We start from the raw sequence: 21,454 nt of genomic DNA on the forward strand, positions 1-21,454 counted from the left end.
CCGCACTGGGGGGACCTTCGTATGCCCGACACCGCCCGCACCGGCCTGGCCGGCGCCCTGCTGTACCTCTGCACGGACGCCCGCACCCGCCAGGGGGACCTCCCGGAGTTCCTGGACGCGGTCCTCGCGGGCGGTGTCGACATCGTCCAGCTGCGCGACAAGGGCATCGAGGCGGCCGAGGAACTGGAGCACCTCGAGGTGTTCGCCGACGCCTGCGCCCGGCACGGCAAGCTGCTCGCGGTCAACGACCGCGCGGACGTCGCCCATGCGGCCGCCGCCGACGTGCTCCACCTCGGCCAGGGCGACCTGCCGGTCCCCGCGGCCCGCGCGATCCTCGGCGACGAGGTCCTCGTCGGCCGCTCCACGCACTCGGAGGCGGAGGCCGGGGCCGCCGCCGTCCAGGAGGGTGTCGACTACTTCTGCACCGGCCCGTGCTGGCCCACCCCCACCAAGCCCGGCCGGCCGGCCCCCGGCCTCGACCTGGTCCGGCACACGGCCGCCCTCGGCACCGACCGTCCCTGGTTCGCCATCGGCGGCATCGACCTCGGCAACCTGGACGAGGTGCTGACGGCGGGCGCCCGCCGGGTCGTCGTCGTCCGGGCGATCACGGACGCGGACGACCCGGGTGCCGCGGCGGCGGAGTTCGCGAAGCGGCTGCGCGAGGCGTGATCCGGCCGGCCCGGCCGGTACTTCCGGCACGGCCGGCATGTCTGGTACGGCTGTCCCAAGGGGTGGACAACAAGTCGACAAACCGGGCAAATTTCCCGCATCGGGTTGGGGGACCGCCCACCCCTGACTAACCTGCGGGTATGGCCCTAGGAACCGCATCCACCAGGACGGACCGCGCGCGCACCGTGCGCGACATCCTGGCGACCGGCAAGACGACGTACTCGTTCGAGTTCTACGCGCCGAAGACGCCCAAAGGCGAGCGGAGCCTGTGGAACGCGCTGCGCCGGGTCGAGGCGGTCGCCCCCGACTTCGTCTCGGTGACGTACGGCGCCGGCGGCTCCACCCGGGCGACCACGGTCAGGGAGACCCAGCAGATCGTCGGCGACACCACCCTCACGCCGGTCGCGCACCTCACCGCCGTGGACCACTCCATCGCCGAGCTGCGCAACATCATCGGCCAGTACGCCGACGCCGGGATCCGCAACATGCTCGCCGTGCGCGGCGACCCGCCCGGCGACCCCATGGGCGCGTGGGTACCGCACCCCCAGGGCCTGACGTACGCAGCCGAACTCGTCCGGCTCATCAAGGAGTCGGGCGACTTCTGCGTGGGTGTCGCGGCCTTCCCCGAGATGCACCCGCGCTCCGGCGACTGGGACACGGACGTCACGCACTTCGTCGACAAGTGCCGGGCCGGCGCCGACTACGCCATCACGCAGATGTTCTTCGAGCCCGAGTCCTATCTGCGGCTGCGCGACCGCGTCGAGGCGGCCGGCTGTGTGACTCCGGTCATCCCCGAGGTCCTGCCGGTGACGAGTGTGAAGATGCTGGAGAGCCTGCCCAAGCTCAGCAACGCCCACTTCCCGGCCGCCCTGAAAGAGCGGATCCTCACAGCCAAAGACGATCCGGCCGCTGTACGCTCCATTGGCATCGACTTCGCCACGGAGTTCTGCGCACGGCTGCTGGCCGAGGGAGTGCCCGGACTGCACTTCATCACGCTCAACAACTCCACGGCGACGCTGGAAATCTACGAGAACCTGGGCCTGCACCATCCGCCGCAGGCCTAGACCGGTCGCATTCACATACGACACACTGCGTAGCGGCCACTGGGAGAGGGGCGTACATGGGCTGGACGGTCCTCTACATCGCGTTTGGCTTTGTCGCGCTGTGGCTGCTCGGCGAGGTTCTGCTGCAGTACAAGGCGCGGCTGCGCTGGCGGTTGCTGGCCTTCGTCGGCTTCCTCGGCGTGGTCCTCGGTGTCCTGATCCCGTCGGTCGTCGTCATCGCGCTGGGCGCGGCCGCCTTCGCGGTCGGCCAGACCTACGTCACGCTGTCGTTCCGGCGCGGCTTCGCCGAGGGCTGGGCCTTCCGGCGCGGGGACGCGGACACGGACGGTGAGGGCGGTGCCGTCACCAAGCGGCGCCGCGGCAAGGCCGAGCGCAAGGACCCGACGCTCGAGGTCTCCGGCCTGGAGGCGGGCGAGGCCGGTATCGGCTCCGATGCGCAGTACGGCACCGACGACGTGGCGTTCGGCCAGGACAGGAACGCCTTCGGCGACAAGAACGCCTTCGGCGACGACGACTACGACCGGGACGACGTCTTCACGCCCGCGGCCCGCGGCGCCGACCCCTCGGCCGCCGAGACCACGTCCGTGTACGAGCCGCAGCCCCTGCCCGACGACACCGGCTCCTACGGCATATACAGCGACACCGCGTACGCGGCCGCGGGCGGCCAGGGCCAGTCGCAGGGCCAGCCCCAGGACCAGTACGCGACGGCCGCCCAGGGCACGGACCAGAACTACGGGTACGACACGTACTCCGGGTACCACCAGCAGCAGTACGGCTACGACGCCACCGGCGAGCAGCAGTACGCCGCCTACTCCGACCCGTACATCGGCACCCAGACCTACGGCGGCGGCTCCTACGACGCCGGCTACGGCCAGCAGCAGTACGGGCAGCAGCAGTACGGGCAGGAGCAGTACGGCACCGGCGGCTACGGGGAGACCCCGGCCGGCGGCGTCTGGGTCCCGCAGCAGCGCAGCACCGACGACCCGCTGGGCGGCGAACTCCCGCCCGAGCAGCAGTACCCGTACCAGGGCGACGGCCAGCAGCAGCACGGCCAGGGCACCGGCTACGACGAGCAGTATCGGTTCTGACGGCCGCGTCTTCCCGGGAACGCCTGTTGTCGGGGCCGCCGCCGGGAAGCCCGGTGGCTCACTGCGAGCCCCGGAACTGCGGGCCCTCCACGATCAGTCCGGACACCAGTGCGCCCGACATGCCCGCGTGCGGCAGCCCGCCGCCCGGGTGCGACCAGCCGCCGACGGTGAACAGCCCTTGCAGGCCTGTGGAGTTGGCGGGATGCAGCAGCCGACCCCCGGCCGCGGCCAGTGCCGGCGCCGGGACCGCCCCGCCCGCCGCACCGGTCTCCCGCGCGATGTCGGCGGGGGTGCGCACCTCGCGCCACAGGACGCGCTCGCGCAGACCGGGGACGGCTCGCTCGGCGGCCGCGACCAGCGCGTCCACGTGTGCCTCCTGAATCTCCGTGCCCGCGGGCACCACCGCACCGAGCGTGACCGCCTCGTGGGCGCCGTCCGGGACCAGGGCAGGGTCGTCGGGCCGCAGAACCGTCACCGTCGGCCGCGCGGGCACTGACGGCGCCGTACCGAAGAGGCTCTCCAACTCGCCGTCACGGTCCACCGAGTGCGCCACCGTCCGGTGCGCGGTCCCCTCCGGCCGGGCGCCGCGCAGCGCGAGCAGTACGGTCAGCCGGCTCGGCAGGCCCTGCTGGGGCGCGACCTCGCCGTCCGCGCGGGCGGGCAGACCGCCGATGCTGCCGGGGGCGACCACGAAGTCCGCCTCCCGCACCTCGCCGTCGGCGAGTTCCACGCCCACCGCCCGGCCGTCCTTCTCCAGGATCCGGGTGACCTCGGCGCCGAGGACGAACTCCACCCGGCGGGCCAGGCACCGCTCGTAAACCGCGCGGGCCAGCTCGCGCATCCCCCCGCGCACGTACCAGGTGCCGAAGGCGTGCTCCATGTACGGCAGCACGGCCGCGCTCGCCGGGGTGACCCGCGGGTCCAGGCCGTACGTGAGCGCGTGGTCCTCGAGCAGCGCGGTGAGCCGGGGGTCACGCAGCTCCCAGGCGCCGACCTCGGCGAGGGTGCCCGCCCGACGGGTGCGCAGCAGGCGCTTGTGCGGGACCGCCGGGTAGGGCTCGCGGGCGGCCAGCACCGACCAGTCGTCCCACAGGGGCTCCTCCAGGAGCGGACGGCGGGTGCGGTCCCAGGCCTCGCGGGCCCGGACCAGGAAGTCGCCCCAGCGCTGCCCGGCCGGCGCCCCGAGCGCCGCGTCCAGCGCCGCGACGACCCCCGCGCGCGAGGCGTTCGGCAGCGCCACCTCGGTGCCGTCCGCGAAGACGTGCCGTGCGGACGGATCGACCTGGACCAGCTCGACGCAGGCCTCCAGCGGCTCCTTGCCGGTCTTGACGAAGAGGTCACGGTAGACGGCGGGAAGGGGCAGCAGACCGGGACCGGTGTCGAAACCGAACCCGTCCCGCTCGAAGCGGCGCACCGCTCCGCCGTACGTCTGCGTACGCTCGTACACCGTCACCCGGTGGCCCGCGACGGCCAGCCGGGCGGCCGCCGTCAGCGCGCCCATCCCGGCGCCGATCACCGCAATCCCTGCCATGCCTGCGACTTTATCGGCCGCCACCGACAGTCACGCCGTCAGCCCGGTGGCGGCGGCCACGGGAGCCGGGCGAGGCGGCGTTCCTCCCGCCGCTGCGCCCTGCGCCGCAGGAACCGGCGGATCCGCGAGACGAGGAGGAAGAGCACCGCCAGACCTGCCAGCAGCAGCGCCCCCGCGATGATCGCGGCCGCTTCCGGGTGGAACATCGCGAACGTCACGATTCCGGCGACCCCGAGATCCTCGGCCAGGCTCACGATCACGTTGCTGAACGGCTCCGGCGAGGAGTTCACCGCCATCCGGGTGCCGGCCTTGACGGCGTGGCTGGCCAGCGCCGTCGAACCGCCGAGCAGGCCGGCCGCCGCGTCGGAGAGCGAACCGCTCTGCCCGGCGAGCACCGCCCCGACCCAGGCTCCCGCCGCCGGCCGGACGACCGTGTGCACGGAGTCCCACGCCGAGTCCACGTAGGGGATCTTGTCGGCGACCGCCTCGCACAGGAACAGGAGGCCGGCGGCGATGAGCACCTCGGGCCGCTGGAGCGTCTCGGGGACGTCCTCGCTCAGCCCGGTCGCGCCGAACACGCCGAGCAGCAGCACCACCGCGTAGGCGTTGATGCCGCTGGCCCAGCCGCTGGTGAACACAAGGGGGAGTACGGACACGGACGCGATCGTAACCAGTCGGCCGCGCGGCGTCCTGGGGATGAGTGCGCAGAGCTGAGTACGCGTACCTAGTGAGTGAGTTGAGTACGCGCGCGGATGGGGGCGGACCTGCGCGAACGAGACAGTGGTGGCACGGAAAGAGGCGCGGCTCCGGCACCGGCGACACGGGGCGCCGGAACGGAGCGGCCCTCGATCCGCTCCTTCCGCCGGCCGGTTCGGCGGGAGTGAGGCGCGGGGGGCACCCCGGGGGAACGACCGCACGGGGGAACAACGGGGGAGGGAACGGGGGAACGGGGGAGCACGAGGAAGCGCCGGTTCGAGGCGGCCCACGGGGGACGGGGCCACCGCGGACCGGCGCTTTCGTGTGCCCACGCGCGCGTGGCGCGGTTCGGACCCGCACCACGCGCGCGTGGGCTACCGGTGACCGCTCACCCGTCCCTGGAGCAGCCGGGACAGCGCCGAGTGGACGTCGTCCAAGGAGCGCTCCGGCTGGAAGGCCTGCCAGTCCAGCGCGGCCACCAGCACCATGCCCACCAGGGCGGCCGCCGTCAGCGGGACGTCGATCTCGTCGCTGAACTCGCCGTTCTCGACGCCCTCGCGCAGCACCCCCTCGACGACGGCCACCGCCTCCTGCCGGACCACCATGAGGGTGGACTGCCAGGCACGGTTGGTGCGCCACAGCTCGGCCACGTAGAGCTGGGTGAAGGACGGGTAGCGGTCGATGAAGACGAGGCCCGCGCGGACCATCGCGTCCAGGGCGTCGACCTTGCTGCCGCCGTCCCGCGCGGTGCGCTCGGCCGCCTCCCGCAGCGAGGCGGTGAGGAGGCCCACGCCGTGCCTCAGCAGTTCCTCGAAGAGGACCGACTTGCTCGCGAAGTTGTAGTAGACCGTGCCTTTCGCGACGCCGGCCCGTTCGGCGATCTCGTCGACGGTCGTCGCGGAGAAGCCCTGCTCGGCGATGAGCGTGACGGCTGCCTCGTAGAGCTTCTGCCGGGTGGCCTCGCGGCGGGTGCTGCCGCCCGGGGTGGTGCTGCTTTCCATGGTCCTGATTGTCACAGGAACCCGGCCTGCCGGACGCCGGATCCTCACAGGCTCAGCTCCGGGTGCAGCCGGTCCAGTGTCCACACCTGGCGGCGGCGCGCCGACAGGGCGGTCAGCGCGAGGGCTCCCGCGGTGAAGGCGACGAGCACCACGCACGCGTGCCACACCGGTGTCAGGCCGCCGCCCGTGATGAGCCTCCTGAGCGCGTCGACGACGTGACTCATCGGCAGGTAGGGGTGGATCGCGTTGAAGAAGCCGGGGCTGGTCTGCACCGGATAGGTGCCGCCCGCCGACGTCAACTGCAGCATGAGCAGGGCGAGTACGAGGATCCGGCCCGCTGCCCCGAAGCGCGCGTTGAGCCACTGCACGAGGGCCGCGAAGCACGCCGTCACCAGGAACAGGAAGCCCACCGTGCCGGCCGCCCGCGCCATCTCCAGGCCGATCGCCCAGTGCAGCACGGCCATCAGGGCCGTCGTCTGGAGCACCCCGATCGCGACCACCGGCAGCCAGCCCGCCAGCGCGATCCGCCACGCCGGGGCGCCCGCGGCGAGCGCGCGCCGGTTCATCGGCGCGATCAGCATGTACGCCACCATCGCGCCCACCCACAGCGACAGCGGGATGAAGTACGGGGCGAAGCCGGTGCCGTAGTTGGGCGCCTTGTGCAGGTCCTTGGAGGCGAGCTGCACCGGGTCGGCCATGACGGCGGTGCGCGCGTCGCGCTGCTGCGTGTCGTAGTCGGGGATCTGTTCGGCGCCGTCGTGCAGGCCGTCGGCGAGCTTTCCGGAGCCGTCGGAGAGCTTGAAGATGCCGCCGTTGAGGTCCTGGGCGCCCGTTTCGAGCTTGGTGACGCCCTCGTCGAGGTCGACCGACCCCGTCTTGGCCGTGCCGAGCCCGGTGTGCAGCTTCTTGGCTCCCTTGGCGACCTTCGCGGCGCCCGTGTTGAGTGCGTTGACCTTGGTCACGGCGTCGTCGAGGTCCTCGGAGAGGTGCGGGGCGCTGTCGGCGAGCGACTGCGCCTGCTTCTGGAGGGTGGCGAGGTTCGTGCGGAGCGTCTTCAGGTCGCCGTCCTGGTCGGCGATCAGCGTGTTGAGGTCGTCGGCGACCTTCGCCACGTCGGCGGCCGCGTCCTTGGCCTTCTTCAGGTCGGCGCACGCCGGGTCGGGCAGGACCGGCGTCTCGCAGCGCGCCTTGTGGACGGCGGCGAGGGTGTCCGAGCCCGTGTGGGCGCCCTCGGCGGCGGTCGGCGCCAGCTTCACCAGGGTGGCGAGGTTGTCGCGGATCACCTTGGCCGAGTCGGCGACCAGTTGGGCGGTGTCCCCGATGGTCTTCTCGTTGTCCTTGACGAAGGGCCCCAGCGTGTCGGCGACCCCGTTGACCTTGTCGGCGAGCGTCTGGGTGCCGTCCGCGACCTTCTGCGAACCGTCCTCCAGGTCGTCGGCGCCCTTGTCGAGCTTCTTCAGGCCCTTCGCCAGCTTGCCGCTGCCGTCCTTGGCGTCGCTCAGCCCGTCGGCGAGGTCCTTGGAGCCCTTCTCGGCCTTCCCGATGCCGCCGGTGAGGTCGTCGGCCCCGTCGGCGGCCTTCGCGGTCGCCCCGTGGATGTCGGAGAAGGAGACGAAGATCTTGTCCAGGAAGGACCGTGAGGTCTTCGTGGACGCGGCCGTGCGCACCTCGCTGAAGACCGTTCGCGAGATCTGTCCGACGATGTAGTTGTTGGCGTCGTTGGTGCGCACCTGGAGGGCGCTCGTCTCGGGCGAGTCGCCCGCGCTGGAGGCGATCCGCCCGCTGAAGTCGGCCGGCATGGTCAGCGACAGGTAGTACCTGCCGTCCTCCACGCCCGCGCTCGCCTCGGCGGCACTCACCTCGTGCCAGTCGAAGACCTCGCTGTCGCGCAGGCCCTTGGTGATGTCGTCCCCGGCGGTGATCCTCTTGCCGTCGGCGGTGGCGCCCTTGTCGTCGTTCACGAGGGCCACGGGAATGCGGTCCAGGCGCCCGTACGGGTCCCAGAAGGACCACAGGTACAGCGCGCCGTACAGCAGGGGCAGCAGCAGGAGCGCGACGAGGGCGGCCCGGGGAAGTCTGCCCCGGCCGAAGCGCCGCAGCTCAAGCGCGGCCAGTCTCGGCGATCGCATCCGTCTTCTCCTCTTCCTGTTCGGACCCGGTGGGCTCGGTGGACCCGGTGGGCTCACCGGACTCGGTGGGCCTGGCTGTCGTTCGGGCGGGTTCGGCGGCGGGTTCGTCGGAGGAGTCGATGCCGTCCTCTTGGCCACGGGCCTCGACGGCGTCCTCCCGGTCAGGGGCCTCGTCGGCCTCCTCCCGGTCGAGCGGGGCGGCCTGCGGGCCGGTGGAGACCGTGACCGTGCCCTCGGGGGCCTCGCCGCACACGGCGAGGACGGTCGTCCCCGCCTCGGTGAGGGATCCGAGCAGCGCCCAGACCTCCCCCCGCTCGGCGTCCGTCAGCTTCAGGTCGATGTCGTCGACACCGAGCAGCCCGGGGCGTCCGATGAGCGCCAGCGCCACGGACAGCCGCAGTGCTTCGAGGCGCTCCAGATCTCGGACGGCGGTCCGTGAACCCTTGGGCAGGGCCTCCCGGTCGAGCCCGGCGGCGGCGAGCGCGGTGTCGATCCGCAGCCCCACCTCGGCCGCCCGCTCCGCGCGTGGTCGCAGCAACTCCCGTACGGGGCCGCCGAACCGCCGCTCCAGCAGCGCCCGTTCGCGCAGGTGCTCCCCGACGGTCAGGGCCGGGTCGAGGTCGGTGACGCCGGCGACGTGCGCGAGCGCGCTGACGCGCCGCACGGCGGCCAGTTGCTTCGGCAGCCGTGCCCCGCCCACGGTCGCCGTCCCCTCGGTGGCCTTCATCCGCCCGGTGAGGGCGAGCAGCAGACTGGTCCGCCCGGAGCCGGACGGCCCCTCGACGGCGATCAACGAGCCCGGCTCCGCGTCGAGGCCGATGCCCCGGAACGCCCATCCGCGAGGGCCTCGGAGCCCGAAGCCGTCGGCGGTGACACCGACTCCGTCCACAGGTCCCCCTGATTGACGACTATTTGAACTGACTGGTCAGTGCAAAAACTAGCCCGAACCTTCGATCGAAGCAAAAGCCCAGGTCAGAACGGATTGTCAGTGCCATACCCCACGATGGGCACATACGGCAACCCGTATCAGGGCGTGCCGTCACACAGACGACAGGAGGTTCGTCATGGCCACCTACCACGCAGCCGCCGCAAACCGGCGCCGCGCCGCCGGCCCTGCCCCCTCACTGAACGGCCCGGCGAGCGATGTGCACCCCGTGCTGCGCCGCACCACGGCCCCGCCCGCCGCCCTCGACCTGCTCGCCCAGGCCCGCGCCGGGCTGGACGAGGCGGCCGTCCTCGAAACCCCCAACGAGCGCTACGCCACGGCGCATCTGGCGGCCCTGCGCACCGCGGCGGCCGTGCTCGCCGCCCGGGGCCGCCCGGATCCCGCCCCGCGCCGCCGGGCCCGCATCCGGAGCGCCTGGGAAGTGCTCCCCGAGATAGCGCCCGAACTCACCGAGTGGAGCGCGCTGTTCGCCTCCGGGGCCCGGCGCCGTGCCCGGGCCGAGGCCGGCATCCAGGGCGCGGCCACCCGCCGGGACGCCGACGACCTGATTCGCGACGTGGCGATGTTCCTCCGCCTCGTCGAACGCATGCTGGTGCTCCAGCCGGTCCTCCCGCAGCCGCGCCAGGAGGGCGACGACCCGGACGGCTCCGGTGCGGGGCGCGACCTGCCGGACGCGGGCTGACATGCCCGCCGCCGGGGCGTACCACCGTGACCGGGCGAAGGCGCCGGAGGCAATAGGGTGGAAGACGCCTGAAGCCTTCCCTCGGCCCACCCCGCCCCGCCCGCGCACCGGGCCGGGTCGGATCGGGCCGGGAAGGCAGCCCGTTCGCTCCGCCGCGCAAGAGGCGGTGCCGCGCCGAGGAGTCAACTGCCGTGTCGGACCCGATGCGCCCGCCCGTCTCCCACCCCAGCCCGCACCCGACGCCGCTACGCTCCGACCCCCCTCGGCCCCGCGCCGCCCTCCGTACGGCCGTGGTCTGGGAGGTCCTTCAGGACGCCCTCGAGCGCCGGGTCAAGACGACCGGGCGTGAGTCGCTCGACGTCCTCGACACCGGCGGCGGCAGCGGGAACTTCGCGGTGCCCGTCGCCCTCCTCGGGCACCGGGTCACCGTCGTCGACCCCAGCCCCAACGCGCTGTTCGCCCTGGAGCGCCGCACCGCCGAGGCCGGCGTCGCCGACCGCGTGAAGGGCGTCCAGGGCGACGCCCACGGGCTCTTCGACGTGGTCGAGCGGGGCGGCTACGACGCGGTCCTGTGCCACGGCGTCCTGGAGTACGTGGACGACCCGGCCGAGGGCGTCCGCAACGTGGTGGCCGCGCTGCGTTCCGGCGGCGTCCTCAGCCTGCTCGCCGCCGGCCTCGGCGGAGCCGTGCTCGCGCGTGCCCTCGCCGGCCGCTTCAAGGAGGCCCGGCAGGCCCTCACTGGCCCGGACGGCCGCTGGGGCGAGGGCGACCCGGTGCCGCGCCGCTTCACGGCCGAGCAGCTCACCGCCCTGGTCGAGGGCGCGGGCCTGCGGGTCGGGTCGGTGCACGGGGTGCGGGTCTTCGCCGACCTCGTCCCCGGTGTGCTCGTGGACACCGAGCCCGGTGCCATGGAAGCCCTGCTGAAGCTCGAGGAGGCCGCCGCCGAACTCGCCGCCTTCCACTCCGTGGCGACCCAGCTTCATGTGCTGGGGGAGACGCAGGGGGCCGACGGGAGCTGAGCGCCTCCTGGGGCGCACCGCTGATCAGGGCCTTGGCAGCGCATGGAGTACGCCACAGGCCCCCCGTTCGGGCGCAGTGCGCCGTATGATCGAGGGAGACCGCCCGGCATGACGGGTCGGCTCCTGGGGAATGGAAACCTCAGCGGGCCGGGACGTCCATGACGGGCTCCGGTTGGCCAATTGGCGTAGAGGGGCGGGTTTCACGGGGGCGATTCCCTGCCTATCCTGAAGGGACCCCCCGGGTCGCCCCGGCGACTGCACGATGAGGAGGACTCCGTGCCGCTCTCGGAGCACGAGCAGCGCATGCTCGAGCAGATGGAGCGAGCGCTGTACGCCGAAGATCCCAAGTTCGCGTCGGCGCTCGAGGGAAGCGGGCTGCGTACGTACACCCGGCGGCGGGTCTACCAGGCGGTCGCAGGCTTCCTCGTGGGTATCGCGCTCCTCATGGCCGGTATGGTCGCCAAGCAGGTCTGGCTGAGCGTGGTGGGCTTCCTCGTCATGCTGGGCTGCGCGGTTCTCGCCGTGACCGGCTGGCGCAAGGCACCCAAGCCGGGCGAGCAACCCGCGGCAGGCGCCGCAGGAGCCCCGGGTACCCCGCACAGTCGTGGTCAGGGTCGGCAGAAGCGCTCCATGATGGACCGGATCGAGCAGCGCTGGCAGCGCCGCCGTGACGAGCAGGGCGGTCACTGACCGCAGCACCACCCCCATGCGAAGAAACGTTGAGGGGGCGACCACCCGGCCGGGTGGTCGCCCCCTCAACGTTTCGGTTTCGCCGTCCCGGCCGCGCGCTTCCCCGGCTCGTGCAGAGCCACTGCAGGCCGCGCAAGCCGTGCGAGCCCTGCGGACCCCTGCGTGGCCGGTGCTCGGCACGGACCGGCCGGTGCTCGGCACGGACCGGCCGGTGCTCGGCACGGGCTCGGCACGGACTCGGGCCTGGCTTGCGCGGGGCTCGGGCCGAGCTCGGGCCCACCCGGACGCCGGCTCGGCCCTTTCTCAGCCGCTCTGCTCCTGGCTCTGCGGCCCGGACGGACGGCGCACGAGAGTCGCCAGACGGGCTGCCCAGGACGCCTTGAGTGCCGTCCAGCGGTCGTTGAGGTCCCAGACCGCGCGGATGGCCGAACGCGGTGCCACGACGGCACGCACGCGCGTGGTCCAGCCGACCCGCTCGCGCAGGGCCCCCCGCACCTTGCGCACCTCGTCGGCCAGGCCGCCCTCGGCCCTGGGCTCCGGAGCGAACAGCACCTGCTCCACGGCGCCGGCGACCCGGTGCACCGAACGGCCCACCGTCTCGTCCAGCTCCCCGATCCGGACGATCCGCGCGGCCGCTCGCCGCGGGGTCAGCGCGTCGTCCGGCTCGATGCCGTAGTCCCAGGCCGAGTCGGTGAGCTCGCGCCACACCGCCAGCACATGCTCGACGGCCGCCTCGCCGGCCTCCTGCGGCGGCACGTCCAGCAGCACCGCCGGACCGGGGTCGCCCGGCTGCCGGCCGTCCCCGCCCGCACGGCCGTCCTTGCGCCCGCCCGGAGGTGCCCCGGCGGGCGAGGAGGCGGAGTGCTGGGCGGACGCCAGCCGCACCGCACGTCGTCTCAGCCGCCACAGCATCGGCAGCAGCGGCAGGGCGAGCCCCGCCGCCCCCAGCAGTGTCCAGCCGGCGACCTCGTACCAGGGGGTACCGCCGCCGTCCTGCTCCGTCGGGTCCAGCGGCAGCGCGGCGGCGCAGCCCTCGATCTTCTTGTCCTGGGCCGAGCAGCTGGTGCTCGCCGACGGCTCGGTCGAGGGCGCCGCGTCCGCCGAACGGGAGGCCTGCGGCAGGTCGGGAACGGCCTCGCCCGAACTGTCCGGCAGCGTGTACGTGGGCGTCGTGCCCCGGGTCGGGGTCGGCTCGAAACGGGTCCAGCCGACGCCCTCGAAGTACAGCTCCGGCCAGGCGTGCGCGTCCTTCAGGCCCACCGCCAACGAACCGTCCGCCTGCGGGGAACCCGGCGCGAATCCCACCGCGACCCGCGCCGGTATGCCCAGCGTGCGGGCCATCGCCGCCATCGCGAACGAGAAGTGGACGCAGAAGCCCTGCTTGTCCTTCAGGAAGCGGGCGATCGCGTTGGGGCCGCTGCCGACCTCGACCTCGGTGTCGTACTCGAAGCCGCCCGTCACCGCGAAGTAGTCCTGGAGCGCGACCGCCTTCTCGTAGTCGCTGGTGGCGCCCTTGGTGATCTCCCGGGCCTGCCGCGCCACCACCGCGGGCAGGGAGTCCGGGACCTTGGTGTAGGTGCTCTTCACGGAGCCGGGCGCCTCGGGCGCCGAGGCCAGCTGCTCCGCCGTCGGCTGCACATCGAGGCTCGTCACCTGGTACGTCTTGCCGCTGGTCTTCTGGCCGTGGTCGCCGACCAGGGTCATGCCGACCGGCTCGTACCGCCAGTTGCCCTTGATCTGCACGCTGCTCGGCGGGTACGGCATCGGCAGCCAGTCCTGGCCGTAACCGGCGGCGGCCGCGATCCGGGTCGTGACCTCCGTGCGCTTGACGTCCTGACCCAGACCGGTGGGTGAGGGGAACTCGTCCGGTACGGCGATGATGTGACGCTTCGCCGGCTTCCACGTCGTGCCGTCGAAGTCGTCCAGCGACACGATCCGCAGGTACATGTCCGAGATGTTGCTGGTGGTGGTCCGCAGGGTCAGGACCGTGCGGTCCTCGTCCACGTTCAGGCTGTCGCGCAGCGACACCAGCGGGTTGACCGCGGAGATCGTGCCCCCGCTGCCGTTGCCCGCGCCGACGCCGGTGCCCGCCCCGTCCAGCAGGCCGCCCTGTATCGCCGGCAGCGGCAGGAGCGGCACCACGAGGGCGACACCCAGCGCGGCCATGCCGATGCGGCGGCCGGTGCGCACCGGGGCCACCGGGCCGGACTGTGCGCCCGGACCGCGCGGTGCCCCGCCGAAGACCCGGCCCCACTGCGAGAGCCGTTCCCGGCCCTCGGCGAGCAGCAGCATCAGATAGCCGGCCGCGGCGACCAGGAACCACAGCCAGTCGGTCACCCCGTCGGACAGGCCCGCGGCGACCGAGTACAGCGCCAGCAGCGGCAGGCCGGCCGGGGCGGCGTTGCGGTAGGTCACCGCGAGGGTGTCCACCGCCAGGCCGATCACCAGCACCCCGCCGATCACCATCAGCCGGATGCCGTCGGACAGCGGGGCCGGGATCGCGTACCGCCCCACGTCGTCGGTGCCCGTCTGGAGCAGGTCACCGAAATGGCGGAAGGCCTCCGGGCCGGGGATCAGGCCGGCGAGGGCGTGCTCCCGGGCGAAGAGCAGGGTCAGCAGGACCAGCGTGACCAGGGTCTGGGCGGCCACGGTCAGCGGCCGGGCCAGCGGCACCCGCCGGGTCGCCGCGCCCACCCCGGACTGGATGGCCAGCAGGAACGCCGCCTGGAGGAGCCAGGTCGCCGGGGTGACAAGGGGCAGCAGGGCGCACGAGGCCATCAGCGTCGCCGCCGCCGAGCACAGCGTCAGTCGGGCCCGCCCGCTCATGACCATCCCTCCCCGCCGCTCGTCGTCATCACGCCCGCCCGCTCGCGGTCCGCCTGGCGCCACAGCTCGTTCAGCGGAGCGCCCCGCGGCACGCTGAGGGCCGTCCAGCCCGCCTCGCGCAGCATCCGCAGCCGCTCCTCCTGCCTGTTCATCGGATCGGAAGCGCCGTTCGGTTCACGCGCCCAGCTGTCGCCGTCCAGCAGGAAGGCGACCGCGCCTCCGCTGCGCTGGCGCATCTTCGCGGCCACCGCCGCCTGCTCCTCGTCGAGATCGCCGAGGAAGGCCACCAGCAGTCCCTCGTTGCCGCCGCGCAGCACGTCGTAGGCCCGGGACAGGCCCGTGCCGTCGGAGTGGTCGACCACCGCCAGGGTGTCCATCATCAGCCCGGCAGCGTCCGCCGACTCCTGGCTCGCGCCGGCGAACCCGTCGGAGCCCTCACCGGGCACCGAGTTGCCCGTGTCCGTCAGCAGCCGCACCGAGAAGCCCCGCTCCAGCATGTGCACCAGCACGGACGCGGCGCCCGAGACCGCCCATTCGAAGGCGGAGTCCGGGCCCGCGCCCTGGTAGGAGAGGCCCCGGGTGTCCAGCAGCACCGTGCAGCGTGAGCGTTGCGGCTGCTCCTCGCGGCGCACCATCAGCTCGCCGTAGCGGGCGGTCAGACGCCAGTGCACCCGGCGCAGGTCGTCGCCGTAGCGGTAGCCGCGCGGGATCACGTCGTCCTCGCCGGCCAGCGCCAGCGCGCGCAGCCGTCCGTCGCCGTACCCCTTGGCCTCGCCGCTCAGGCGGACCGGGGGGAGTGGCTCCACGCGCGGGATCACGGTCAGCGTGTCGTAGGTGGAGAAGGCCCTGGTGAGTTCGCACATGCCGAAGGGATCGCTCAGGCGCAGTTGCAGCGGGCCCAGCGGGTAGCGGCCGCGCAGGTCGGAGCGGACCCGGTAGGACACCTCGCGGCGGCCGCCCGCCTCGACCCGGTCCAGGACGAACCGGGGACGCGGACCGAGCACGTACGGCACCCGGTCCTGGAGCATCAGCAGGCCGGTGGGCAGCCGCGAGACGTTGTCCATCCGCAGGTGGACCCGTGCCTCGCTGCCGGCGGGCACCCGCGCGGGAGAGAGCCGACGGCTGCCGGCGACCCGGTAGCGGGTGCGGTAGACGACGGCCGCGCAGATCAGCGGCAGCGCGGCCAGCAGCAACCCGACCCGCAGCAGGTCGGGCTGTCCGAGCACATAGGCGCAGATGGCGGCCGCGATGCCGGCGGCGAGGAAGGAGCGGCCGCGGGTGGTCAGACCGGCCAGGGCCGTGCGTGCGCCGCCCTTCTCGCCCTTCTCCCCGTGGCCCGTGGACGGCTGCCCGGTGCCCCCGGCGGTCATCACAGCCTCCGCGACTGCTGCTGGCCGTACGCCTGTGTGCCGTGGCCGAGTCCGTAACCGTGCTGCTGGGGGCCCGCGGGCACCGAGGTGCGCTGGATGATCTCCTCGACGACCTGCTCCGCCGTGCGGCGGTTCAGCTGCGCCTGCGCGGTGGGCAGCAGACGGTGGGCCAGGACGGCCACGGCGAGGTTCTGCACGTCGTCCGGGAGCGCGTAGTCCCGGCCGCTGAGGGCGGCGGTCGCCTTGGCCGCGCGCACCAGGTGCAGCGTCGCGCGCGGGGAGGCGCCGAGTCTGAGGTCCGGATGGGTGCGCGTGGCGGAGACCAGGTCGACCGCGTAACGGCGGACCGAGTCGGCGACGTGGACACCGCGGACGGCGTCGATCAGCTTCACGATCTCGTGGGCGTGCGCGACCGGCTGCAGGTCGTCCAGCGGGCTGACCCCGCCGTGGACGTCGAGCATCTGGAGCTCGGCCTCCGGGCTCGGGTAGCCGATGGAGACACGGGCCATGAAACGGTCGCGCTGGGCCTCGGGCAGCGGGTAGGTGCCCTCCATCTCGACCGGGTTCTGGGTGGCCACCACCATGAAGGGACTGGGCAGCTCGTACGTCGTCCCGTCGATGGTGACCTGGCGCTCCTCCAGCGACTCCAGGAGCGCCGACTGCGTCTTGGGCGAGGCGCGGTTGATCTCGTCGCCGATCACGATCTGCGAGAAGATCGCGCCCGGCTTGAACTCGAATTCCCGGCGCTGCTGGTCCCAGATGGACACCCCGGTGATGTCCGAGGGCAGCAGGTCGGGCGTGAACTGGATACGGCGGACCGAGCAGTCGATGGACTTCGCCAGCGCCTTGGCCAGCATCGTCTTGCCGACGCCCGGCACGTCCTCGATCAGCAGATGCCCCTCGGCGAGGAGCACGGTCAGCGAAAGCCGTACGACCTCGGGCTTGCCCTCGATCACTCCCTCCACCGAACTGCGGACACGCTCCACAGTGGCGGTCAGATCTGTGAGGCTCGCTCGCTCGTCATAGGTCGTCACCCGGCCCTCCTCGGCCCAAACTTTCTCCGGGCCGACGCTCTGTGCGGCAAACCGGCCCACCCCGAATCACGGACGCCGTGCACGAACTGCTCAGCGTGACGTCACACCCGCATTCTTGCTGCCGTTACCGATTCGTGTCACTCGCCTGTGGACAACTGTCCGCGTTATGTCGGTGTTATGACTATTTGGGCGTCCGAGGTGCGGAAATCAACAGCGAAACGACAGCGAACGACGGCGTCCGTGAACGGTCGCACAGGGTCGCGGGCGCGCTTACGCGGGGTCGATCTCGCGCAGCAGGCCCGTCTTCACGTCGAACACGAAGCCGCGCACGTCGTCGGTGTGCAGCAGGAACGGGGAGGTGCGCACCCGCTGCATCGACTGCCGTACATCCTGGTCGACGTCCCTGAAGGCCTCCACCGCCCAGGCCGGACGCTGGCCGACCTCCATCTCCAGCTCGCTGCGGAAGTCCTCGGTGATCGCCTCGAGGCCGCAGCCGGTGTGGTGGATGAGGACGACGCTGCGCGTGCCCAGCTTGCGCTGGCTGATGGTGAGCGAGCGGATCACGTCGTCGGTGACCACGCCGCCGGCGTTGCGGATCGTGTGGCAGTCGCCGAGCTCGAGGCCGAGCGCCGCGTGTAGGTCGAGGCGGGCGTCCATACAGGCCACGACCGCGACATGCAGAACGGGGCGGGCGTCCATGCCGGGGTCGGAGAAGGCGGCCGCGTACCGCTCGTTCGCCTCGACGAGGCGGTCGGTGACGGTGTCGTCGGATATGGCGCCTTCGGGCCGTGCGGGAACCGATGCAGAAGTCGTCATACCGATGACGGTACTGGTCACGTGCGTTCTGGGCCTGCTGTGAGAACGGAAAAAGAGTGTCATCACGTGCTCTTTGTGAGGTAAGCCACAGAGGAGGCGGGGAGGGGGATCCCGTCGGGCCGCGCCGCGCAGGCCGGTTGATTGACCGCGAGACACCGTGGACTAAAGTGACGCGAAGCGGGAGGCGACGATCTCCCTGCTGGACTGAACCCCGTGAGACCCCGGCCCGGCCGCCGGAGATCTCCCCGCGGCGCCGGCAGGCCTTCCCTTCCTCAGGGGGCGGGGACCCGGCGATGCGTACACCCGCCGGATCTGAGAGGGCCCCTTGAGTCACAGTCGACACGTCCCGGTGATGCTCCAGCGGTGCCTGGACCTGTTGGCCCCCGCCCTCCAGCGGCCGGGATCGGTGGTGGTCGACTGCACGCTCGGCCTCGGCGGCCACAGCGAGGCCCTGCTGACGCAGTTCCCCGAGGTCCGGCTCGTCGCCCTCGACCGCGACAAGGAGGCGCTGCGCCTGTCCGGTGAGCGCCTCGCCCCGTTCGGCGACCGCGCCACCCTCGTGCACGCCGTCTACGACGAACTGCCCGACGTACTGGACCGGCTCGGCATCGCGCGCGTGCAGGGCGTCCTGTTCGACCTCGGCGTCTCCTCCATGCAACTCGACGAGGCCGACCGCGGCTTCGCCTACGCCCAGGACGCCCCGCTCGACATGCGGATGGACCAGACGACCGGCGTCAGCGCGGCCGAGGTCCTCAACACGTACCCGCCCGGTGAACTGGTGCGGATCCTGCGGGCGTACGGCGAGGAGAAGCAGGCCAAGCGGATCGTCTCCGCTGTGGTGCGCGAGCGCGACAAGGAGCCGTTCACCAACAGCGCGCGGCTCGTGGAGCTGATCCGCAACGCCCTTCCCCAGGCCGCCAAGCGCACCGGCGGCAACCCCGCCAAGCGCACCTTCCAGGCGCTGCGCATCGAGGTCAACGGCGAACTCTCCGTCCTGGAGCGGGCGATCCCGGCGGCGGTGGAGGCGATCGACGTGGGCGGGCGGATCGCCGTCCTGTCGTACCAATCGCTCGAAGACCGGCTCGTGAAGCAGGTGTTCGCGGCCGGTGCCGCCAACACCGCGCCACCCGGGCTGCCGGTCGTCCCCGAGCGCTACCAGCCCCGGCTCAAGCTGCTCACCCGCGGTGCCGAACTTCCCACCGAGGAAGAGATCGCCGAGAACCGGCGTGCCACCCCGGCGCGCCTGCGCGGGGCCGAGCGAATCAGGGAGTCCATCGAATGACGGGCGTGAGCCGAGGGTTCGGAATTCCGACCCGGGGGAGGCCGAGTGAGTAGGAAACCCGAACTGAAGGGGAGGGCCGCCCGGCTCGCGCGGCTCTTCCCGGCCGGCCCGCGGCAGGCGGCCCGCACCCCGTTCGTCCTCCTCGTCGTCCTTCTCCTGGGCGGCGGTCTCATCGGACTGCTCGTGCTGAACTCCGCGCTCAGCGAGGGCTCGTTCAAGATGGACGATCTCCAGAAGGACACCAAGAGCCTCACCGACGAGGAGCAGGCGCTCCAGCGGGACATCGACTCCTACTCCGCCCCCGACGCCCTCCAGCGCCGCGCGCGCGAACTCGGCATGGTCCCCGGCGGAGACCCGGCCTTCCTGAACCCCGACGGCACCGTGAAGGGCGTCCCCTCGCCCGCCGCCCAGCAGTCCGTGCAGGAGGCTCCCGCCGCGGTACGGCCGCCGGAGGCCCTCCTGCTCTCCCAGACGATCGAGGCGCCGCCGTCCCCGGCGACATCCCCGCCGAGCACCCGTTCCGAGCCGACCGAGCCCCCGGCCCCGAGCGCCGCCCCGACCGAAGCCATCCCCGAGACCCCCGGCAGGTGACGGAAGTGTCCGACAGGGAACCGCCGCGCCGGCGCGTGCCCGGCCCCGCCCGGCCCTCCCGCCCCGTGTCCGCCCAGCGGCGGCCGGGCCCCGGCGCCCGTCCCGCCCGCCGCCCGACCGCACCCGCTCCGCGCCCCGCGGCGCAGCGTGCCATCCGGCTCGGCAGCCCCCGCCCGCGTCTGCGGATGGTCGGCCTCGCGCTGGCCCTGGTGCTGATCGCCTTCGTCGTCCGTCTGCTCCAGGTGCAGGCCGTCGACGCGAGCACCTATGCCGCCAAGGCCGAGCAGAACCGGTACGTCGGCCAGGTGCTGGCCGCCGAGCGGGGCGAGATCACCGACCGCGCCGGGGTGGCCTTCGCGACCAGCGTGGACGCCTACGACATCACGGCCGACCCCACGATGTTCACGCGCGCGCAGCTGAAGGTCGACGACGCCCCCGAGCAGGCGGCCGCCCTCCTGGCGCCGATCCTCGGCCAGGAGCAGTCCGCGCTCGTCAAGAAGCTGCGGCCGAAGGACGCGAGCCTGCGTTACGTCAAGCTGGCCGGCCGGCAGACCCCGCAGGTCTGGAAGCAGATCAAGGACCTGAGGTCCGCCCTGTCCACCAAGGCGGAGACGGACAAGTCCACCGTCAACGTCCTCGCCGGCGTCTTCTCCGTTCCCAGCAGCAAGCGCGTGTACCCCAACGGGAACCTCGCCGCCGGGATACTGGGCTGGGTCAACGCCGACGGCAAGGGCGGCGGCGGTGTCGAGCAGCAGCTGAACGCGACCCTGACCGGCAAGGACGGCAAGATCCGCTACGCCCAGTCCGGCGGTCGCCAGGTGCCCACCGTGGGCTCCACCGAGACCCCCGCGGTGCCCGGCTCCGACGTCGAGCTGACGATCGACCGCGACATCCAGTGGGCCGCGCAGAACGCCATCACCGAGCAGGTGGAGGAGTCCCGCGCGGACCGCGGCTACGTCATCGTCCAGGACAACCGCACCGGCGAGATCCTCGCCATGGCCAACTCGCCCGGCTTCGACCCGGGCGACCTCTCGCAGGCCAAGGCCGCGGACATGGGCAACGCCTCCGTCCAGGACGCCTACGAACCCGGCTCCACGGCCAAGGTCATGTCGATGGCCGCCGTGCTGGAGGAGAACGCCGCCACACCGCTGACGCATGTCACCGTGCCCAACCGGCTGCACCGCGGCGACCGGCTCTTCCAGGACGACATCGACCACGCCACCTGGTACCTCACGCTCAACGGCGTGCTCGCCAAGTCCAGCAACATCGGCACCATCCTGGCCACCGGCCAGCTCGGCAGGACGCAGGCCCAGGCCAACCAGGTGCTCTACTCGTACCTGCGCAAGTTCGGCATCGGCAGCCAGACCGGACTCGGCTTCCCCGGCGAGACGAAGGGCATCCTGGCCCAGCCCGGCAAGTGGTCGACCTCGCAGCAGTACACGATCCCCTTCGGCCAGGGCATGTCGCTCAACGCGCTCCAGGCGGCCTCGGTGTACTCGACGATCGCCAACGGCGGAGTCCGTGTGGAGCCCACCCTGGTGCGCGGCACCAAGGGCCCGGACGGACGCTTCACCCCCGCCGAGGCGCCCGCGAAGACCCGGGTCGTCAGCCAGAAGACGGCGAAGACCCTCGCCCAGATGCTGGAGTCGGTCGTGGACGACGAGGAGGGCACGGGCGCCAAGGCGCGGATCCCCGGCTACCGCGTCGCGGGCAAGACCGGTACCGCCAACCGGGTAGATCCGGCCACCGGCACCTACAAGGGGTACACCTCCTCGTTCGCCGGGTTCGCGCCCGCCGACAACCCCCGGGTCACCGTGTACTGCGCCATCCAGAACGCCACCAAGGGCAGCTACTTCGGCGGCCAGATCTGCGGTCCCGTCTTCAAAAAGGTCATGGAGTTCGCCCTGAAGACCCTCCAGATCCCACCGACCGGCGCCAAGGCCGCGAGCCTCCCGGTCTCCTTCACTCCCTGACCGTCCCGCACCGCCCGCCTCCGACCCCCGCCCGTCACTGTTCAGCG

At 72.5% G+C, this 21,454-nt stretch carries 18 protein-coding genes; 9 read left to right on the forward strand and 9 right to left on the reverse strand.

From position 1 onward, the window contains the following. Nucleotides 1-21: 21 nt before the first annotated feature. The 3 genes from thiE (at nucleotide 22) to OG933_RS31585 (ending at nucleotide 2,821) form a co-directional block, all read left to right on the forward strand. The gene (gene thiE / locus OG933_RS31575) at nucleotides 22-669 is read left to right on the forward strand and encodes a thiamine phosphate synthase (protein WP_405630202.1); all 648 of its coding nucleotides are present in this window, start codon (nucleotides 22-24) and stop codon (nucleotides 667-669) included. A gap of 140 nt (nucleotides 670-809) precedes the next feature. Next, entirely contained in the window at nucleotides 810-1,733 is a 924-nt protein-coding gene (gene metF / locus OG933_RS31580; RefSeq protein ID WP_405630204.1) for a methylenetetrahydrofolate reductase [NAD(P)H], read from the forward strand. A 56-nt stretch (nucleotides 1,734-1,789) separates the two neighbouring features. After that, nucleotides 1,790-2,821 (forward strand): hypothetical protein, encoded by a 1,032-nt coding sequence (locus OG933_RS31585; RefSeq protein ID WP_405630207.1) that lies wholly within the window; start codon nucleotides 1,790-1,792, stop codon nucleotides 2,819-2,821. Between the two features lie 58 nt (nucleotides 2,822-2,879). Here the strand turns inward: OG933_RS31585 and OG933_RS31590 are convergent, their stop codons facing one another. The 5 genes from OG933_RS31590 to OG933_RS31610 form a co-directional block, all read right to left on the reverse strand. Beyond that, the gene (locus tag OG933_RS31590; protein WP_405630208.1) at nucleotides 2,880-4,352 is read right to left on the reverse strand and encodes a phytoene desaturase family protein; all 1,473 of its coding nucleotides are present in this window, start codon (nucleotides 4,350-4,352) and stop codon (nucleotides 2,880-2,882) included. Nucleotides 4,353-4,390: 38 nt separating this feature from the next. Then, nucleotides 4,391-5,008 carry a DUF4126 domain-containing protein gene (locus tag OG933_RS31595; RefSeq protein WP_054242852.1) on the reverse strand — a complete coding sequence of 206 codons (618 nt, stop codon included), beginning with the start codon at nucleotides 5,006-5,008 and terminating at the stop codon, nucleotides 4,391-4,393. 414 nt (nucleotides 5,009-5,422) lie between these two features. Then, complete coding sequence (locus OG933_RS31600; protein ID WP_020129949.1) at nucleotides 5,423-6,049, reverse strand: TetR/AcrR family transcriptional regulator; 627 nt, start codon at nucleotides 6,047-6,049, stop codon at nucleotides 5,423-5,425. Nucleotides 6,050-6,093: 44 nt separating this feature from the next. Further along, nucleotides 6,094-8,178 carry a YhgE/Pip family protein gene (locus tag OG933_RS31605; RefSeq protein WP_405630211.1) on the reverse strand — a complete coding sequence of 695 codons (2,085 nt, stop codon included), beginning with the start codon at nucleotides 8,176-8,178 and terminating at the stop codon, nucleotides 6,094-6,096. Continuing rightward, entirely contained in the window at nucleotides 8,150-9,067 is a 918-nt protein-coding gene (locus OG933_RS31610) for an ATP-binding cassette domain-containing protein (protein ID WP_405630214.1), read from the reverse strand. Before OG933_RS31610 ends, OG933_RS31605 begins: the two co-directional genes overlap by 29 nt. 175 nt (nucleotides 9,068-9,242) lie before the next feature. On the opposite strand from OG933_RS31610, the gene OG933_RS31615 reads away from it, so the two are divergent. The 3 genes from OG933_RS31615 to OG933_RS31625 all read left to right on the forward strand — a co-directional run bounded on the left by OG933_RS31615 (nucleotide 9,243) and on the right by OG933_RS31625 (nucleotide 11,515). Then, nucleotides 9,243-9,806, forward strand: a complete 564-nt coding sequence (locus OG933_RS31615; RefSeq protein ID WP_020129946.1) for an SAV_6107 family HEPN domain-containing protein — start codon at nucleotides 9,243-9,245, stop codon at nucleotides 9,804-9,806. 191 nt (nucleotides 9,807-9,997) lie between these two features. Further along, complete coding sequence (locus OG933_RS31620; protein ID WP_054242857.1) at nucleotides 9,998-10,825, forward strand: methyltransferase; 828 nt, start codon at nucleotides 9,998-10,000, stop codon at nucleotides 10,823-10,825. Between the two features lie 276 nt (nucleotides 10,826-11,101). Beyond that, entirely contained in the window at nucleotides 11,102-11,515 is a 414-nt protein-coding gene (locus tag OG933_RS31625) for a DUF3040 domain-containing protein (protein WP_020129944.1), read from the forward strand. 303 nt (nucleotides 11,516-11,818) lie between these two features. On the opposite strand, the gene OG933_RS31630 is transcribed toward OG933_RS31625, so the two are convergent. The 4 genes from OG933_RS31630 to OG933_RS31645 all read right to left on the reverse strand — a co-directional run bounded on the left by OG933_RS31630 (nucleotide 11,819) and on the right by OG933_RS31645 (nucleotide 17,624). Continuing rightward, the gene (locus OG933_RS31630; protein WP_362520137.1) at nucleotides 11,819-14,341 is read right to left on the reverse strand and encodes a DUF3488 and transglutaminase-like domain-containing protein; all 2,523 of its coding nucleotides are present in this window, start codon (nucleotides 14,339-14,341) and stop codon (nucleotides 11,819-11,821) included. Next, entirely contained in the window at nucleotides 14,338-15,711 is a 1,374-nt protein-coding gene (locus OG933_RS31635) for a DUF58 domain-containing protein (protein ID WP_385256033.1), read from the reverse strand. The genes OG933_RS31630 and OG933_RS31635 overlap by 4 nt, the downstream gene beginning before the upstream one ends. Continuing rightward, on the reverse strand, nucleotides 15,711-16,745 hold the full coding sequence (locus OG933_RS31640; RefSeq protein ID WP_020129941.1) for a MoxR family ATPase: 1,035 nt from the start codon (nucleotides 16,743-16,745) through the stop codon (nucleotides 15,711-15,713). Before OG933_RS31640 ends, OG933_RS31635 begins: the two co-directional genes overlap by 1 nt. A 270-nt stretch (nucleotides 16,746-17,015) precedes the next feature. Beyond that, the gene (locus OG933_RS31645; RefSeq protein ID WP_405630218.1) at nucleotides 17,016-17,624 is read right to left on the reverse strand and encodes a beta-class carbonic anhydrase; all 609 of its coding nucleotides are present in this window, start codon (nucleotides 17,622-17,624) and stop codon (nucleotides 17,016-17,018) included. Between the two features lie 262 nt (nucleotides 17,625-17,886). Here OG933_RS31645 and rsmH point away from each other — a divergent pair, with 262 nt between their 5' ends. From rsmH to OG933_RS31660, 3 genes are read left to right on the forward strand one after another with little or no spacing between them, the layout of a single operon-like run. Then, a complete protein-coding gene (rsmH, locus tag OG933_RS31650; RefSeq protein WP_362267519.1) occupies nucleotides 17,887-18,843 on the forward strand; it encodes a 16S rRNA (cytosine(1402)-N(4))-methyltransferase RsmH in 957 nt (318 codons plus the stop codon). A gap of 45 nt (nucleotides 18,844-18,888) precedes the next feature. Beyond that, nucleotides 18,889-19,434: a septum formation initiator family protein gene (locus tag OG933_RS31655; RefSeq protein ID WP_405630221.1), complete on the forward strand. Its 546-nt coding sequence runs from the start codon at nucleotides 18,889-18,891 to the stop codon at nucleotides 19,432-19,434. A 5-nt stretch (nucleotides 19,435-19,439) separates the two neighbouring features. Further along, nucleotides 19,440-21,407: a penicillin-binding protein 2 gene (locus OG933_RS31660; protein ID WP_362520150.1), complete on the forward strand. Its 1,968-nt coding sequence runs from the start codon at nucleotides 19,440-19,442 to the stop codon at nucleotides 21,405-21,407. Nucleotides 21,408-21,454: the final 47 nt, after the last annotated feature.

Origin of the sequence: Streptomyces sp. NBC_00016 (assembly GCF_045040885.1) — a bacterium.
Classification (GTDB): domain Bacteria; phylum Actinomycetota; class Actinomycetes; order Streptomycetales; family Streptomycetaceae; genus Streptomyces; species Streptomyces coriariae.